16 protein-coding genes and 3 tRNA genes are annotated in these 15,036 nt (G+C 57.0%); 8 read left to right on the plus strand and 11 right to left on the minus strand.

Features of this window, described 5'->3' with window-relative positions; translation table 11 throughout:
* Positions 1-40: 40 nt before the first annotated feature.
* From PGH32_RS13655 to syd, 5 genes are all read right to left on the minus strand, one after another.
* The gene (locus PGH32_RS13655; RefSeq protein ID WP_337894319.1) at positions 41-1,189 is read right to left on the minus strand and encodes a glycerate kinase; all 1,149 of its coding nucleotides are present in this window, start codon (positions 1,187-1,189) and stop codon (positions 41-43) included.
* Between the two features lie 60 nt (positions 1,190-1,249).
* On the minus strand, positions 1,250-1,699 hold the full coding sequence (locus PGH32_RS13660; RefSeq protein WP_314426011.1) for a flavodoxin: 450 nt from the start codon (positions 1,697-1,699) through the stop codon (positions 1,250-1,252).
* 15 nt (positions 1,700-1,714) lie between these two features.
* A complete protein-coding gene (truC, locus tag PGH32_RS13665) occupies positions 1,715-2,494 on the minus strand; it encodes a tRNA pseudouridine(65) synthase TruC (RefSeq protein ID WP_314426008.1) in 780 nt (259 codons plus the stop codon).
* The gene (locus PGH32_RS13670) at positions 2,494-2,820 is read right to left on the minus strand and encodes a YqcC family protein (RefSeq protein ID WP_314426006.1); all 327 of its coding nucleotides are present in this window, start codon (positions 2,818-2,820) and stop codon (positions 2,494-2,496) included. The genes truC and PGH32_RS13670 overlap by 1 nt, the downstream gene beginning before the upstream one ends.
* Before the next feature lie 646 nt (positions 2,821-3,466).
* Positions 3,467-4,021, minus strand: a complete 555-nt coding sequence (syd, locus tag PGH32_RS13675) for a SecY-interacting protein (RefSeq protein ID WP_337894320.1) — start codon at positions 4,019-4,021, stop codon at positions 3,467-3,469.
* Positions 4,022-4,140: 119 nt separating this feature from the next.
* Here syd and queF point away from each other — a divergent pair, with 119 nt between their 5' ends.
* From queF to xni, 3 genes are all read left to right on the plus strand, one after another.
* Positions 4,141-4,986: an NADPH-dependent 7-cyano-7-deazaguanine reductase QueF gene (gene queF / locus PGH32_RS13680; RefSeq protein WP_337894322.1), complete on the plus strand. Its 846-nt coding sequence runs from the start codon at positions 4,141-4,143 to the stop codon at positions 4,984-4,986.
* A gap of 166 nt (positions 4,987-5,152) precedes the next feature.
* The gene (gene ppnN / locus PGH32_RS13685) at positions 5,153-6,517 is read left to right on the plus strand and encodes a nucleotide 5'-monophosphate nucleosidase PpnN (protein ID WP_314425998.1); all 1,365 of its coding nucleotides are present in this window, start codon (positions 5,153-5,155) and stop codon (positions 6,515-6,517) included.
* A 39-nt stretch (positions 6,518-6,556) separates the two neighbouring features.
* Positions 6,557-7,318, plus strand: coding sequence for a flap endonuclease Xni (gene xni, locus PGH32_RS13690; RefSeq protein ID WP_314425995.1), 762 nt, complete (start codon positions 6,557-6,559; stop codon positions 7,316-7,318).
* Positions 7,319-7,477: 159 nt separating this feature from the next.
* On the opposite strand, the gene rlmM is transcribed toward xni, so the two are convergent.
* The 4 genes from rlmM to PGH32_RS13710 all read right to left on the minus strand — a co-directional run bounded on the left by rlmM (position 7,478) and on the right by PGH32_RS13710 (position 10,508).
* Positions 7,478-8,578, minus strand: coding sequence for a 23S rRNA (cytidine(2498)-2'-O)-methyltransferase RlmM (rlmM, locus tag PGH32_RS13695; RefSeq protein WP_314425993.1), 1,101 nt, complete (start codon positions 8,576-8,578; stop codon positions 7,478-7,480).
* Positions 8,571-8,966, minus strand: coding sequence for a DUF423 domain-containing protein (locus tag PGH32_RS13700; RefSeq protein ID WP_314425991.1), 396 nt, complete (start codon positions 8,964-8,966; stop codon positions 8,571-8,573). The genes rlmM and PGH32_RS13700 overlap by 8 nt, the downstream gene beginning before the upstream one ends.
* A gap of 49 nt (positions 8,967-9,015) precedes the next feature.
* Positions 9,016-9,933: a transcriptional regulator GcvA gene (locus PGH32_RS13705; RefSeq protein ID WP_105593915.1), complete on the minus strand. Its 918-nt coding sequence runs from the start codon at positions 9,931-9,933 to the stop codon at positions 9,016-9,018.
* A 350-nt stretch (positions 9,934-10,283) separates the two neighbouring features.
* Complete coding sequence (locus PGH32_RS13710) at positions 10,284-10,508, minus strand: YgdI/YgdR family lipoprotein (RefSeq protein ID WP_314425989.1); 225 nt, start codon at positions 10,506-10,508, stop codon at positions 10,284-10,286.
* A gap of 224 nt (positions 10,509-10,732) precedes the next feature.
* Between PGH32_RS13710 and csdA the strand changes: the two genes are divergently transcribed.
* On the plus strand, positions 10,733-11,938 hold the full coding sequence (gene csdA / locus PGH32_RS13715) for a cysteine desulfurase CsdA (protein ID WP_337894323.1): 1,206 nt from the start codon (positions 10,733-10,735) through the stop codon (positions 11,936-11,938).
* Positions 11,939-11,941: 3 nt separating this feature from the next.
* Entirely contained in the window at positions 11,942-12,382 is a 441-nt protein-coding gene (csdE, locus tag PGH32_RS13720; protein ID WP_337894324.1) for a cysteine desulfurase sulfur acceptor subunit CsdE, read from the plus strand.
* An 85-nt stretch (positions 12,383-12,467) separates the two neighbouring features.
* On the opposite strand, the gene tcdA is transcribed toward csdE, so the two are convergent.
* Positions 12,468-13,271, minus strand: coding sequence for a tRNA cyclic N6-threonylcarbamoyladenosine(37) synthase TcdA (tcdA, locus tag PGH32_RS13725; protein WP_337894325.1), 804 nt, complete (start codon positions 13,269-13,271; stop codon positions 12,468-12,470).
* 49 nt (positions 13,272-13,320) lie between these two features.
* Positions 13,321-14,469: a murein transglycosylase A gene (gene mltA, locus PGH32_RS13730; protein ID WP_314425980.1), complete on the minus strand. Its 1,149-nt coding sequence runs from the start codon at positions 14,467-14,469 to the stop codon at positions 13,321-13,323.
* A gap of 204 nt (positions 14,470-14,673) precedes the next feature.
* Between mltA and PGH32_RS13735 the strand changes: the two genes are divergently transcribed.
* The 3 genes from PGH32_RS13735 (at position 14,674) to PGH32_RS13745 (ending at position 15,026) form a co-directional block, all read left to right on the plus strand.
* Positions 14,674-14,750, plus strand: a tRNA-Met gene (locus PGH32_RS13735).
* 62 nt (positions 14,751-14,812) lie between these two features.
* Positions 14,813-14,889: transfer RNA gene (locus PGH32_RS13740), tRNA-Met, on the plus strand.
* A gap of 60 nt (positions 14,890-14,949) precedes the next feature.
* A tRNA-Met gene (locus tag PGH32_RS13745) sits at positions 14,950-15,026 on the plus strand.
* Positions 15,027-15,036 lie beyond the last annotated feature (10 nt).

The raw sequence follows: 15,036 nt of genomic DNA on the forward strand, positions 1-15,036 counted from the left end.
AGGTCCGCAGCCGTCGCTGCGGACCCGGAAAGCTTCGCCTTTAACCGGCAGTAAGACGCTGTCCGGCAGCCAGCGTTGCCGCAACGTTACGTGCGGTCAGGCGCACGTTATCCGCCGCTTCCTGCAGCGCGTCATCAAGGCTGCAAATGCGATAAATCACGCTGAATACGGCATCAATCCCGTGCTGATGCACCACCCCGACATCGCGCGTCAGGCTGCCGGCAATGCCGATTACCGGTTTGTTATAGCGTTTAGCGACACGCGCCACGCCGACCGGCACCTTGCCGTGAATGGTCTGGCTGTCAATGCGCCCTTCTCCGGTGATCACCAGCATGGCATCCTGCACCAGCGCGTCCAGCCCCAGCGCATCGGTGACGATCTCAATCCCCGGCCGCAGTGTCGCCGCGCAGAAGGCATACAGCCCCGCGCCCATGCCGCCCGCCGCGCCACCGCCCGGCACGGTCAGCACATCCACCGCCAGATCGCGCTGAATTATCTCCGCGAAATGCGTCAGCGCGGCATCCAGCTGGTTCACCTGCTGCGCGGTCGCGCCTTTCTGTGGGCCAAATACCGCCGAAGCCCCCTGTTCACCCGTTAAAGGGTTGGTCACGTCACAGGCCACCTCAAAACGGCACTGGGCGATGCGCGGGTCAAACTCGCGCATATCAATACTTGCGAGCTGCGCCAGGGCTGCACCGCCGGCACCGATTGCGTTACCGCGTTCATCCAGCAGTTTCGCGCCCAGCGCCTGCACCATGCCCGCACCGCCGTCGTTAGTCGCACTGCCGCCGATACCGATAATCAGATGCTCAATACCGCTGTCCAGCGCATGTTGAATCAGCTCGCCGGTGCCCCAGCTGGTCGCACGCAGGACATCACGACCGGCCGGAGGAACCCGTTCCAGCCCACTGGCCGTCGCCATTTCAATAATGGCACAGCGCCCGTCACCGGAAAGGCCGTAGAAGGCATCAACCGGATCGCCAAGCGGACCGGTGACGCGCAGCGGAATGATTTTACCGCCGGTGGCCGCAACCATGGCGTCGACCGTGCCTTCTCCGCCATCGGCGACCGGCAGTTTGACGTACTGAGCATTGGGGAAGATTTCGCGAAAGCCTTTTTCAATCTGCGTGGCAACGTCCAGGGCAGAAAGGCTCTCTTTATAGGAGTCTGGAGCGATAACAATTTTCACAGGCTATCCCGTCTGAGGCTGGAATTCGGGCGGCAGACAGGGCCGCCCGCTGAGCATGGATTAGCTAATCAGCTTAGCCCACTGCTCGACCCACGGCGAGGTCACTTCTTCCGGTTCCGGGTTTTCCCCGGCATCCACCATCAGCACGTCGCCCACACGCACCGCACTCTGTTCCTGCAGCAGCTCGGCAAACTTTTTGCCCGCGCCGCAGAAGTCGTCATAGCTGCTGTCACCCAGCGCGATAACGCCATAGCGCAGGCCAGGCTGGTAGCCAAGGCTGTCTTTAATCGCATGGAATAACGGGGCGATACTGTCCGGCAAATCGCCCTGCCCCGTGGTGGAGGTGATCACCAGCGCCACCTTTCCTTCGTAGCGCTTCCAGTCTTCAAGCGTGGGATCTTCAAATACCTTCACCTGATGACCGGCTTCGACCAGCAGCGGTTCTGCCTCTTCGGCCACTAACAGCGCGTTGCCGTAAACCGTACCCACAAAAATGCCTACTTCAGCCATTATTTTCTCCGGATGCTAAATTTGCCCACTATCCTGCGGGGTTTCCTCGATTAACTCAACCCTGGGGATCTCAGGGAGACAATCCTGCCAGCCAAACTGCTGCATAGCCCGCTGCCAGACCGCATCCAGCCCGGCCCGCAGCTCAAGCGGCTCACCGGTAACCGGATGTATTAACTGCAGTTTACTGGCGTGAAGCATCAGCCGGTTCATCCCGAAATGCTGTGCCGCGCTGCGGTTTTGTCTGAGGTCACCGTGGGCGCTGTCGCCGATAATCGGATGCCGCAGGTGGGTCATGTGGCGGCGAAGCTGATGCTTCCGGCCGGTCTGCGGCAGCATTTCCACCAGCGAGTAGCGAGAACTGGGATAGCGGCTGACCGCTACCGGCTGCTCGGTGGTCGCCACACCGCGCCAGTGCGTCGTCGCAGGCTGCGGCGCTTTGTCAGGCTGACTGAATTTATCGGCAATTTTGTCCAGCTCTTCGGTCAGAGGATAATCCAGCAGTTCATCCCCTTCCAGCCAGCCACGCACTACGGCATGGTAGGTCTTCTGGATTTGATGCTGTTCAAACTGCTGCGACAGCAGTCGGGCCGTATCGCTCGACAACGCCATCAGCAGCACGCCGGAAGTCGGGCGATCCAGCCGATGTACGGTATAAACGTGCTGGCCAATTTGATCCCGCACCGTCTGCATGACAAAGACGGTTTCATGGCGGTCCAGCCAGCTGCGGTGAACCAGCCAGCCGGAGGGTTTATTGACGGCCACCAGCCAGCGATCCTGATAGATAATTTCCAGCATCAGTTTGGCGACTCAAACAGCCGATCCAGAATATTGAGGCAGTGAAGCAGCTTTGCGCGCTCCGGGATATCGCCTTCCAGAGCCACTTCATAATAAGGTGCGATCGCCAGCGCCACCGGCAGAGGTGCTCCGGCATCCAGCAGCGCCTGCATACGCGGCAGAAAGATCCACTGCAGCCACTGTGGCGGCGTCATGGTATCAACACAAAAAGGTTCAGTGCTGGTAAAGGCCTGGCTGTTTGGGGGTAAGGACTGCCACAGCCCACAAGATTTCAGCTGCTGCTCAATAGCCTGCAAACGTTCCTGAACTTCGAGTTCACGGCTCATGATTCACCTCGTAGAAATGGGCCAGGAAAAGGGCGCAAAGGATATACCTATCGCGGTCAGGGTCGCAACTCCCGCTGTCAGGTTAAGATTAGCGGTTCCGCCCCGGAAAACAGACATAAAAAAAGGGAGCACTGTAAAAACAGTGCTCCCGGTTCGTTTGCAGCTATCCTGCTACCTTAATGCTCCCTGCTCGTCCTTGAAAACTTTTCCCTGCGCTATCCTGAGCAACGCCGTCCTGGCGATAATCCTTTGATATCCATAACCACCGCCATCCTGTGCGGCTCACATTCTCCATCCTGGAGGTGTCCCTTACCTCATCCTGAGGTGTCCTTGCTTCATCTGTGAAGCCTGTCCCTGAATCATCATCCCGATGGGTTCCACTCGTTCCATGAGTACATCATCCTGATGTTATCCTCGATGTTCTGAGTGTCCTTCGTGATGGCGGTAAGTTTGCCTGATTGAGTTGAGCAAACAAGATACCCGCAGGCACTTTTTACACCGGTGGAAAAGGGATTGGGCGGGTGGATACGCTAACGTTATGATCTCTCGAAACTTCATAAGAATGACGTATGAAATGTCTCTGCGATCCATAGCGATCTCTTACACGCAATGTAAGACATCTCTCACACCACGAATCGCCATCGTCTTAATCAGCCAGAGTAAGAGGTTGTAAAGAATTAAGAAAGTTCTCAAGAGAAGGGGCAATAACCTGTTTTTTCTGCGTGCCTAACTGCTCAATAATGACCTCGCCGCTGAGGTTACATACCGATACCACTTCCAGCTCGGATTCCGTGGTGGCGATAAATAGCGTGGGTGAATGCTTGAGGCGACGCTTCATGACCAGATGCCCAATCAGGTTTTCCTGCACCCGCGTAAAGTCCTCTTCACTCCACACCTGTACTAAGGACAGCGGCTTACCGTCATAAGTTCCGGCCATATCACCGGCAAATTGTGCGGTATAAAAGGCCACGACGGCAGGCTGCAGATGAATATCAAGCGCGCGCTCTACGGCATCCAGATTTTGTGGCAGCGTAAAGGGCTGCGGCAGCCACCACACTTCGTCTTCCCGGGTTGCCACAATACAGGGCGAGGGAATGCCGTGAAGATCGCGGCTCGCCGGGGCGTGGCCGGCCTGCTGCTGCCAACTATCGCAGTAACGGCGGGTAAAATCGTTAAGGGCCTGGGGGGTTTGTTCAATCATTCTTTTTTCACTCTTTCCTGGCTGAGGTACACTACTGCCCACTATTGCCCGGAATGCCTCCGGATGGATGACCGACGAATTAGCAACAGCGCCTGCCTTGCGGGCGATAAGGTAACACGATGTCTCATTATAACAATCATCAGGCGCTACAGGGCCTGACGCTGGGTAAACCCACAGAATATCACGACAGCTATCAGCCTGCGCTGCTGCAGGCGGTTCCACGCAGTCTGAACCGCGAACCCCTGGCACTTTATCCTGATAACCTGCCCTTCAGCGGCGCCGATATCTGGACCCTGTATGAGCTATCCTGGCTGAACAGCAAGGGTCTGCCGCAGGTTGCCGTCGGGGAAGTTTCGCTGTCTGCCGACAGCGTAAATCTGATTGAATCCAAAAGCTTCAAGCTCTACCTGAACAGCTTTAACCAGACGCGATTCAATGACTGGGGCGACGTCCGCCGCACGCTGGAACGCGATCTCAGCGCCTGTGCCCGGGGTGAAGTCAGCGTGGCCCTGTTCCGCCTGCAGGAGGTTGAAGGGCAGCCCATCGGCCACTTCAGCGGTCACTGCATTGATGAGCAGGACATTGTTATCGACAGCTACGAATTTAATGCGGACTATCTGCGTGATGCGACTGACAGTGAGGTGGTGGAGGAGCAGCTGGTCAGCCATCTGCTGAAATCCAACTGCCTGATTACCAATCAGCCTGACTGGGGATCGGTACAAATCAGCTATCGTGGCCCTCGTATCCAGCGCGAAGCGCTGCTGCGCTATCTTGTTTCATTCCGCCACCATAATGAGTTTCACGAGCAGTGCGTTGAGCGCATTTTCAGCGATATTCTGCGCTTCTGCCAGCCGGAAAGCCTGAGCGTTTACGCGCGCTATACCCGACGCGGCGGGCTCGATATCAACCCCTGGCGGACCAACACCGATTTCACGCCGAGCCGGTCGCGGCTGGTGCGTCAGTAAATGTGAGTTTAAGCACGTATCCTGTTGTTAAATAGCATCAGACAGGGCTAATCTCAAGGGAGGCGGCGCGTAAGCTGCCCAGGATTATGACCAGGGTGGCCGCGATGTATCCTGTCGCGGCTGCCATGGAGTTACCGCTCACCCTGGCGGGTGTAAAGGAGTTCAATTGATTACACAAATCAGCCCACTCGGCTCAATGGACCTGCTTTCCCAACTGGAAGTCGATATGCTGAAGCGCACGGCCAGCAGCGATCTCTACCAGCTGTTCCGTAACTGCTCTCTTGCCGTACTTAACTCCGGAAGCCAGACCGACAGCAGCCAGGAGTTACTTGCCCGTTTTGAAAGTTTCGACATCAACGTGCTGCGCCGCGAGCGCGGTGTGAAGCTGGAACTGATCAATCCCCCTGAAGATGCCTTCGTTGACGGCCGTCTGATCCGCTCACTGCAGGCGAACCTGTTTGCCGTGCTGCGCGACATTCTTTTCGTCAACGGTCAAATCGACAACGCCGGTCGTTTACCGCCGCTGAACGTCGAAAACTCCGTGCACATCACCAACCTGGTGTTCTCGATCCTGCGCAACGCGCGCGCGCTGCACGTCGGCGAAGAACCGAATACCGTGGTGTGCTGGGGCGGCCATTCAATTAACGCCGTGGAATACCAGTACTGCCGCAGCGTCGGTGCTCAGCTTGGCCTGCGGGAACTAAATATCTGCACCGGCTGCGGACCGGGCGTGATGGAAGCACCGATGAAGGGCGCGGCGGTCGGTCACGCGCAGCAGCGCTACAAAGAAGGCCGTTTTATCGGCATGACCGAGCCGTCAATTATTGCCGCCGAGCCGCCGAACCCGCTGGTTAACGAGCTGATTATCATGCCGGACATCGAGAAACGTCTGGAAGCCTTCGTGCGTATTGCTCACGGCATTCTGATCTTCCCGGGCGGCGTGGGCACGGCAGAGGAACTGCTCTACCTGCTGGGTATTCTGATGAATCCGCACAACCACGATCAGGTGCTGCCGCTGATTCTGACCGGGCCGAAAGAGAGCGCCGACTACTTCCGCGTGCTGGATGAATTTATCGTCACCACGCTGGGAGAGCAGGCTCGCAGACACTACAGCATCATTATTGATGACGCGGCTGAAGTTGCACGGCAGATGAAGAAAGCGATGCCTGCGGTGAAAGAGTATCGTCGTGAAACCGGTGACGCCTACAGCTTCAACTGGGCGCTGCGCATCGCCCCGGATCTGCAAACCCCGTTTGTCCCCAGCCATGAAAATATGGCGAACCTGAATCTTTATCCGGATCAGCCTGCGGAACAGCTGGCGGCCGCACTGCGTCGGGCATTTTCCGGCATTGTTGCCGGCAACGTCAAAGACGTGGGCATTCGCGCGATTAAAGAGAAAGGGCCGTATAAACTGCACGGCGATCCGCAGCTTATGCATCGTATGGATGAGCTACTGCAGGGCTTTGTTACCCAGCAGCGCATGAAACTGCCGGGCAGTGCCTACATCCCCTGCTACGAAATTATTAAGTAACCCTGCGAGCGGCCTCCGGGCCGCTCTGGACCCTTGTTTATGTCTGTTCACCTGTTAATTATTGATGCGCTGAATCTGATTCGGCGCATTCACGCGGTTCAGGGATCGCCCTGCCAGGAAGCCTGTCTGAATGCGGTCAGGCAGCTGTTACTGCACAGCCAGCCGACCCACGCGGTGGCGGTGTTTGATGATGAAGACCGGCAGGATAGCTGGCGACATCGGCTGCTGCCGGATTACAAAGCCGGACGCTCGCCGATGCCTGACTCACTGCACGATGAGATGCCGCTGCTGCGGGCCGCATTCGCCAGCGTGGGGATTGCCAGCTGGCACTCCGCCGGCGATGAAGCCGACGATCTCGCCGCCACGCTGGCCAGTAAGGTCGCCTCCGCGGGCCATCAGGCCACCATCGTTTCTACCGATAAAGGCTACTGCCAGCTGCTGGCACCCAAGGTGATGATTCGTGATTACTTCCAGAAACGCTGGCTGGACGTCCCGTTTATTACCGCCGAGTTTGGCGTGGCTCCCGCACAGCTTACCGACTACTGGGGGCTGGCCGGGATCGGCAGCAGCAAGATCCCGGGCGTTGCCGGCATTGGCGGTAAAAGTGCCACGCAGTTGCTCCAGCAGTTTGGCACGCTGGCAGAGATCTACAGGCAGATTGATGCGGTGCCCGATAAGTGGCGTAAAAAATTAATTGAGCATCAGGAGATGGCCGGGATCTGTAAACAGGTGGCCACGCTGAGGACTGATTTGCAGCTGGAAGGCAACCTGAAGGCGTTAAGGCTGCCCGCCCGGGGTTAAGCGCTGGCTTACAGCGGTTTGGCTGCAAGCGCATCGGAGAGCATTTGTCCTGAAACAGCCGCGCTCCTGAGTTATAAACTTTTGGGATGGGTAAACAGAAAGCCTGCCGTAGCGTTACGGCAGGTAAGTTCGATACGATGGCTCAGGCTATAAAATCAATCAGCGCTCGTCGCGGCGGCCGGGAACGGCGCTCCAGATACGGCGGATGTGTACCGTCACCTCTTCGCGATCGTGATAAAGCTGTCGGGCCTGAATCTGGGCATTGATCCCCTCCGCCTTCAGCTTTTCTTCGATCATCGCCAGATTCTGCGAAACTTCTTCATAACGCTTCTTCATCGGCAGCTTGAGGTTAAAGATCGCTTCCCGGCACCAGCCGTTCAACAGCCAGTCCACCATCAGGTTAGCCACGCGCACCGGTTTTTCGACCATATCGCAGACCAGCCAGTAGTTATTATTACGGGTTGGGCGATATTTGAAACCGTCCTCGCGCTGGTGGAAGACCTGCCCGGTATCCATCAGGCTCGGTGCCATCGGGCCGTTATCCACCGCGTTGACCATCATGCTGCGTTTTACCAGCTGATAGGTCCAGCCGCCCGGGCAGGCCCCGAGGTCAACCGCCCACATTCCGCTGGCCAGGCGTTCATCCCATTCATCGGCAGGAATAAAGACGTGGAAGGCCTCTTCCAGCTTCAGGGTTGAGCGGCTTGGCGCATCCGACGGGAACTTCAGGCGCGGAATGCCCATAAAGAACGGCGAATTATTATGCGGCAGTGAATAACCGACGTAGCAATAGCCGGGCGCGATAAAGAACACGTGAACGACGGGGCGTTTAGCGCTTTCGTAGTTCAACAGCACACCCGCTTTTCGCAGGCTGGCGCGCAGCGGTACGGTGAATTTACGGCAGAATTTCAGCAGCTCTTTGCTGGCATTGGTGTCCGGCACCTCAACCCGCAGGTCACCGCCCTTTTCAACCGCGCCGGTCAGCATGCCGACCACCGGGGTGATACGGTCTTCCTGCGGCAGATCGCGCAGAAGTTCACCAACCACGATCATCTGGCGGGCGAAAATCAGCTGGCTGAACTGCAGCTCGTTAATCAGCTTTTCCGCTTCGCCCTGCTGGTAACACTCAAACAGCACGTAGGCAGAATCGTCTTTCACCCGGGCAAAGCCATACACTTCGCGCTCGGCGGCCTTCGCCGTGATCTCCGCGGCGCACTCTTTTTCAAAACCCTGACGACAATAGAGTAAAACTTTATTCATGGCGTTCTGCCTTTTTGTTCAGACGCAGTGCGCCAATCAACATCAAAATCCAACCGATCAGGAAGCAGGTGCCGCCAATCGGTGTCACGTATACCCAGACTTTCAGGTGCGACAGCGCCAGGCAGTACAGGCTGCCGCTAAACAGCACCGTGCCCAGCGCTAACAGTGCGCTGCTCCAGTAAAACCAGATATTGGCGCGACGCAGCATTGCGGCGCCGATACCCAGGATCGCCAGAGTATGAAACGCCTGGTACTCCAGGCCGGTCTTCATCCATGACATCTCTACCACGCCCAGAGATTTGCTTAAAACGTGGGAGCCAAACGCGCCGAGCGCGACAAAAAAGAGGCCACTAATCGCTGAAAAAATCAGCATTGCACGACTGGACATTCAAGAGTTCCTCACTCAAAACCTGCGGTGATGGCCGCGTTCAGGCAGTTTATTGCTCATAGCGAAAGCGAAATTTTTCTTGTTCGCTGGCCGCTTTCGCCAGGATCCATTGCCGGAAGGCGGCTATTTTACCCAGTTCTGCCTGACTGTCATGACAAACCAGATAAAAAGCATTTTTACTGACTAACACGTCGTTAAACGGGCACACCAGGCGACCCGCTTCAATTTCACTCTGCGCCATCACATTATTCGCCAGCGCCACGCCCTGGCCGTGGATAGCCGCCTGAAGCACCATGGCACTGTGGCTGAAAATCGGCCCCTGCTGCACGTTAATGGCATTCAGACCCAGCTGTCGGGTATAGGCCTGCCAGTCACGGCGCGAGGCATCATGCAGTAGCGTGTGATTGCTCAACACGGCCGGCGACGTCAGCGGATGTTCACCGGTCAACAGCTGTGGCGAACACACCGGCAGCAGATATTCCGCATACAGTTTTTCAACGCGCAGCCCCGGCCAGTTGCCGCGCCCGTAGAAAATCGCCACGTCAACATCGTCGGCCAGTTTCTCTTCGTCGCGGTCCACCGCCTGAATACGCACATCAATGCCCGGATAAGCTGAGTTAAAGCTGGTCAGTCTGGGAACCAGCCACTGAATGGCAAAACTCGGCAGCAGACTGACGGTCAACGCCCCTTTGGCACTGCGCGCCTGGAGTTTACGCGTGGCGTCGTTCAGGGCGGTAAAAATCTCTTTAATATCGAGGTAATAACTCTGCCCTTCTTCGGTCAGCAGCAGTGACCGATTGCGGCGGCGAAACAGCTTGAGCCCAAGGAAATCCTCTAATGACTTGATCTGATGGCTCACCGCGGCCTGGGTAACGAACAGTTCCTCGGCGGCTTTGGTAAAGCTGAGATGACGCGCGGCAGCGTCAAAAACACGCAACGCATTAAGCGGTGGTAAACGTTTAGACATGGTAGATGGGCACTTTTGATTCACAGCCTGAAGTTACTTTGCAACACAGAGTAACGTATTAGTTTTTTTTATCCGAGACATTATAATTTGTCCGTTGAGGAACTACCAGCAAATACCTATAGTTGCCGCACTTCCTGAGCCGGAACGAAAAGTGTTTTGGAGTTTCGCGTTAACACGCTGAATTTTGAGGGCTTTTGGCTTGTGGTCGTGATGTTGTGTTTGCAATTGACCTGACTATTTTAAGGTCTGGTAGCCCGGCTACCGTTTATTCCTGTAGATTTACCCTGTCTGTCCATAGTGATTTTTATAGCACCGCAAATTGCGGTGCTTTTTTTATTGCAGAGCAAAAATTACTGCCCCATCTCGGCCATCTCTTTCACATCGGAACGGTTAATCTGCTGCTTGTTGCCATTAGCATCTTTGTAGCTGATCATACCGGTATCATTATCGACTGAAGGTTTACCCTCGGCGACAATAGTTCGTCCGTCATTCGTATGCATCACATAGTTACTTGAACAGGCAGCCAGAGTGAACACCATTGCACCTGCGACCAGAACTGCGGCTAATTTTTTCATCTTTATCTCCTTGCAGATTGTAATCCGAGAAATTACCCGTAGAACGACTTGTAAACCGACAAATGACGATAAAAAAAACTGACAAGACGGTTCTCTTTTGCGGGTAATAGCTTAAAGCATGCAATATTCAGCATAACCCGCTTTCCCAGCTTTGCCAGGAAACCGCAACTTTTTCAGTCTGGTCCTAAATCAATCGACTAACCCGCAGGGTTAATGAGGAGTGTATGAAGTCATTTACCCCGCAGCAGTTTCGCCAGCAGTTCCCTGCTCTCAGTGAAACCGGCAGCTACCTCGACAGCGCCGCTACTGCCCTCAAGCCCGAGCCGGTCATTGAGGCCACGGAACAGTTTTATCGCCTGAGCGCAGGCACCGTGCACCGCAGCCAGTTTTCAGCCGCCCGCCGCCTGACCGAGCGCTACGAACATGCCCGTAGCCAGGTGGCCCGCCTGATTCACGCGGCCGACGCCAACAGCATCGTCTGGACGAAAGGCACTACCGAAGCCATCAACCTGGTGGCTCAGAGCTATCTGCGCCCCCGACTGCAGCCGGGAGATGAGATCCTCGTCAGCGAGGCTGAGCATCATGCCAACCTGGTGCCCTGGCTAATGGTGGCAGAACAGACCGGGGCCAAGGTGGTGAAGTGGCCGATCGGCCCGGACCGCCTGCCGGACATGGCGCAGCTTCCCGCACTGCTCGGCCCGCGCACGCGCCTGCTGGCCATCGGGCAGATGTCCAACGTGACCGGCGGCTGCCCGGACCTGGCAACAATCATTCCGCTGGCCCATGCGGCAGGCGCAAAAGTGATGGTCGACGGCGCTCAGGGTATCGTCCACTGCCCGCCGGACGTCCAGGCGCTCGATATTGATTTCTACGCGTTTTCCGGCCATAAACTGTACGGTCCAACGGGCATTGGCGCGCTGTATGGTCAACCCGATCTGCTGGCGCAGATGTCCCCGTGGCAGGGCGGCGGCAAAATGCTGACCTCCGTCAGCTTCGACCGTTTTACGCCGCAGGCCGTACCCTGGCGTTTTGAACCCGGTACGCCAAACGTCGCCGGCGTGGTCGGCCTGAGCGCCGCGCTGGAGTGGCTGGACGGCATTGATATCGCAGCGGCAGAGCGCTGGTCCTGCGATCTGGCTGACCAGGCGGAAGTCCGATTGTCCTCACTTCCGGGTTTTCGCAGCTTCCGCAGCAGCGGCTCCAGCCTGCTGGCCCTTGATATTGCCGGGGTGCATCACAGCGATCTCGTCACGCTGCTGGCGGAAAGCGGGATTGCCCTGCGATCGGGGCAGCACTGCGCGCAGCCACTGCTGGCGGCGCTGGGCGTCAGTGGTACACTGCGCGCCTCGTTTGCACCTTATAATACGCTTTCCGATGTGGACGCGCTGATGGCGGCGATGACGACCGCCCTGACCCTACTGGCAGACTGATTAATGAGTACAGAAAACCTTGCTCCACACCCTTTTGGTTCGGAAATTACCGTTGCCTCGCTGCTTGAGCAGTTCGCCGCTTTCAGACAGTGGGAAGATCGCTACCGCCAGCTGATTCTGCTGGGTAAACGGCTCCCCGCCCTGCCAGATGCTCTTAAGACCCCCAGTATTGAGCTTAGCGGCTGTGAAAACCGCGTCTGGCTGGGGCATCAGCGTGCGGCCGACGGCCGGCTGCATTTTTACGGCGACAGTGAGGGCAGAATCGTGCGCGGTTTACTGGCGGTGCTGCTGACCGCCGTGGAAGGCAAAACTCAGGACGAGCTGTTACAAAACGATCCGCTACAGCTGTTCAGTCAGCTGGGGCTGAAGGACCAACTCAGCTCCTCGCGCAGCACCGGGCTTCAGGCGCTGGCGGATGCGGTGATCCGCGCAGCGAAAGAATAAAGCTAAAATGGGCTTTCCGGCGTTAACGCGTCGGACAGTATCGGCTTTGGAGCATCCCGCCCCCCGATAGATAGCGTCGGGCGCGTTATTCCGCACGTTCGGCCTTCGCCACCATTTTTTTCAGCGCGTGTGAAACCGCAACAAAGCCGAAGGTGGCCGTCACCATCGTCGCCGCACCAAATCCGGCGGCGCAGTCCATCCGTTTTGGCCCTTCAGCGGTGCTGCGTGAGGCGCAAACCGAGCCGTCCGGCTGCGGGTACTTCAGCGCCTCGGTAGAGAACACGCAGTCGATCCCGAGCTTGCCCTTGCTGCCTTTAACAATTTTAAAATCACTCTTCAGCCGCTCGCGCAGTTTAGCCGCCAGCGGATCCTGAATGGTTTTCGCCAGATCGGCGACCTGAATCTGGGTCGGATCGATCTGACCGCCCGCGCCGCCGGTGGTCACCAGCGGCACCTTATTACGGCGGCACCAGGCCAGCAGGGCCGCTTTGGGCCTGACGCTGTCAATGGCATCAATCACATAGCTGAACCCCCGATCCAACAGGGCTGCCGTATTGTCCGGGGTGATGAAATCATCGACGCAGGTCACGCGGCATTCCGGATTAATCTCCAGAATGCGCTCCGCCATGACCTCGGTTTTAGCCTTACCGACGTTATCCCTGAGCGCGTGGATCTGACGATTGGTGTTGGTAACGCAGACATCGTCCATATCAATCAGGGTGATCGCACCGATACCGGTACGCGCGAGGGCTTCCGCAGCCCAGGAGCCAACGCCGCCAATGCCGATCACACAGACGTGCGCATCAGCAAACAGCTGCAGCGCGGACTGACCGTACAAACGCGCCGTACCGCCGAAGCGTTGCAGCCAGGCGTCAGATAAAGCAGTCATTTATTGTTCCTCGAAAAACGTCGGGCCGGTTATCCGGCCCGTGATGGGCTTACTGGCTGGCCAGGAATGTACCCTGATTTTGATTTTGCGCGGCGGCAGAAGAGAACAGCGGCATACCGGTTCCCGGTGCAGCCTTCAGTACCCAGACGCGGCCATAATGATTAAACCATCCGGCCATATGTCCGGCATCCGGCCCGATGCCCTGGTAAATATCGAAGTGCTGCCCTTTGATAGCTCCGCCAACATCCAGCGACACCATCATACGCATCTCATATTTTCCGGTAAATTTACCGTTATTGTCCAGCAGCGGGATCTCGGCCAGAAGCGCGGTGCCCGGTGGGATCAGCGCACGATCGGCCGCCACGGACGCTTTCGCAATCAGCGGCACCGCGCTGGCTCCACGAACCGGTGCGAAGTTCTCCGGCTTAAAGAAGACAAAGGAAGGATTCTGCTCCAGCAGTTCGCGCACCTGTTCCGGGCTGTGCTCCTCGCCCCACTGACGGATGGCCTGCATCGACATGTCTTCGCGCTTCACCTCACCGCGGTCGATCAGCACCTTACCGATGCTGCGGTAGGCGTGGCCGTTCTTGCCGCCGTAGCCGAAGAACATCAGCGGGCGACCATCGCCGTAGTCAACATAGCCGCTGCCCTGCACATCCATAATAAAGTTATCCATCAGCGAATTGCTCCAGGCCGCAATGTAGCGATCCCCAAGCGCGCCGCTGTAGATCTGCGCCCGGCTGGGCAGCTTGCCCTTGCCGCGCGGCGGCATGCGGTATAAAGGATACTGGAATTCGCCCTGACGGGTATAACGCGCCTGAATCACCGGCGTATAGTAGCCGGTAAACTGCACGTTACCGTAGTTATCGGCCCCTTCCATCTGATACGCATCCAGGCCGAACTGGCGCAGCTGGCGGGTATCGCCGCCGGCCATCAGCCAGCTTTGAATGGCGCTGTAGGTGCCGGACTGGCGTGAATACATGCCGGAAGACGTCGAACGAATCTGTGAAACCTGATCGGCAAAATCTTTGCCGTTAACCGGGCGTCCCTTGGCATTGGGCTGATTGACCAGAGCCAGCGGCTGATCCAGCTTCCCGTCCTTATATTGCTGACCGCGATCGGTCGGTTTTGACGAACACCCAACCAGCAACGCCATCAGCGTGCCGGTCACCAGATATTTAGCCCAATGTCCTTTCATCCTTTATCTACCTTTATGCAGAAACCCTGCGCGAAGATAGCAAAGCCACTGGCATAATTAAATGCGCCATCGGCCCCGGCGCTCTGTTTTGTGCAACATTCCACCATTTGGTTCAAATAATGAGTAAGAGGAGCGCTTTTTCCCACTTATCTTAAAAAAGGGGTTGCAAGAAAAACCATGCGGCGTATAGTGCGCATCCACGGACGCGGGATGGAGCAGCCTGGTAGCTCGTCGGGCTCATAACCCGAAGGTCGTCGGTTCAAATCCGGCTCCCGCAACCAATTCGCAGCAGTCAGGCGAAAGAAAGAAAAAGAAAGTGTCGTGATGGAAGCGACAACGCGGACGCGGGATGGAGCAGCCTGGTAGCTCGTCGGGCTCATAACCCGAAGGTCGTCGGTTCAAATCCGGCTCCCGCAACCAATTCGCAGCGGTAATGCGAAAGCAGTAAAGAAAATGTCGCGATGGAAGCGACAACACGGACGCGGGATGGAGCAGCCTGGTAGCTCGTCGGGCTCATAACCCGAAGGTCGTCGGTTCAAATCCGGCTCCCGCAACCAATCAAACACC

This window comes from Erwinia sp. SLM-02, assembly GCF_037450285.1.
Classification (GTDB): Bacteria; Pseudomonadota; Gammaproteobacteria; order Enterobacterales; family Enterobacteriaceae; genus Erwinia.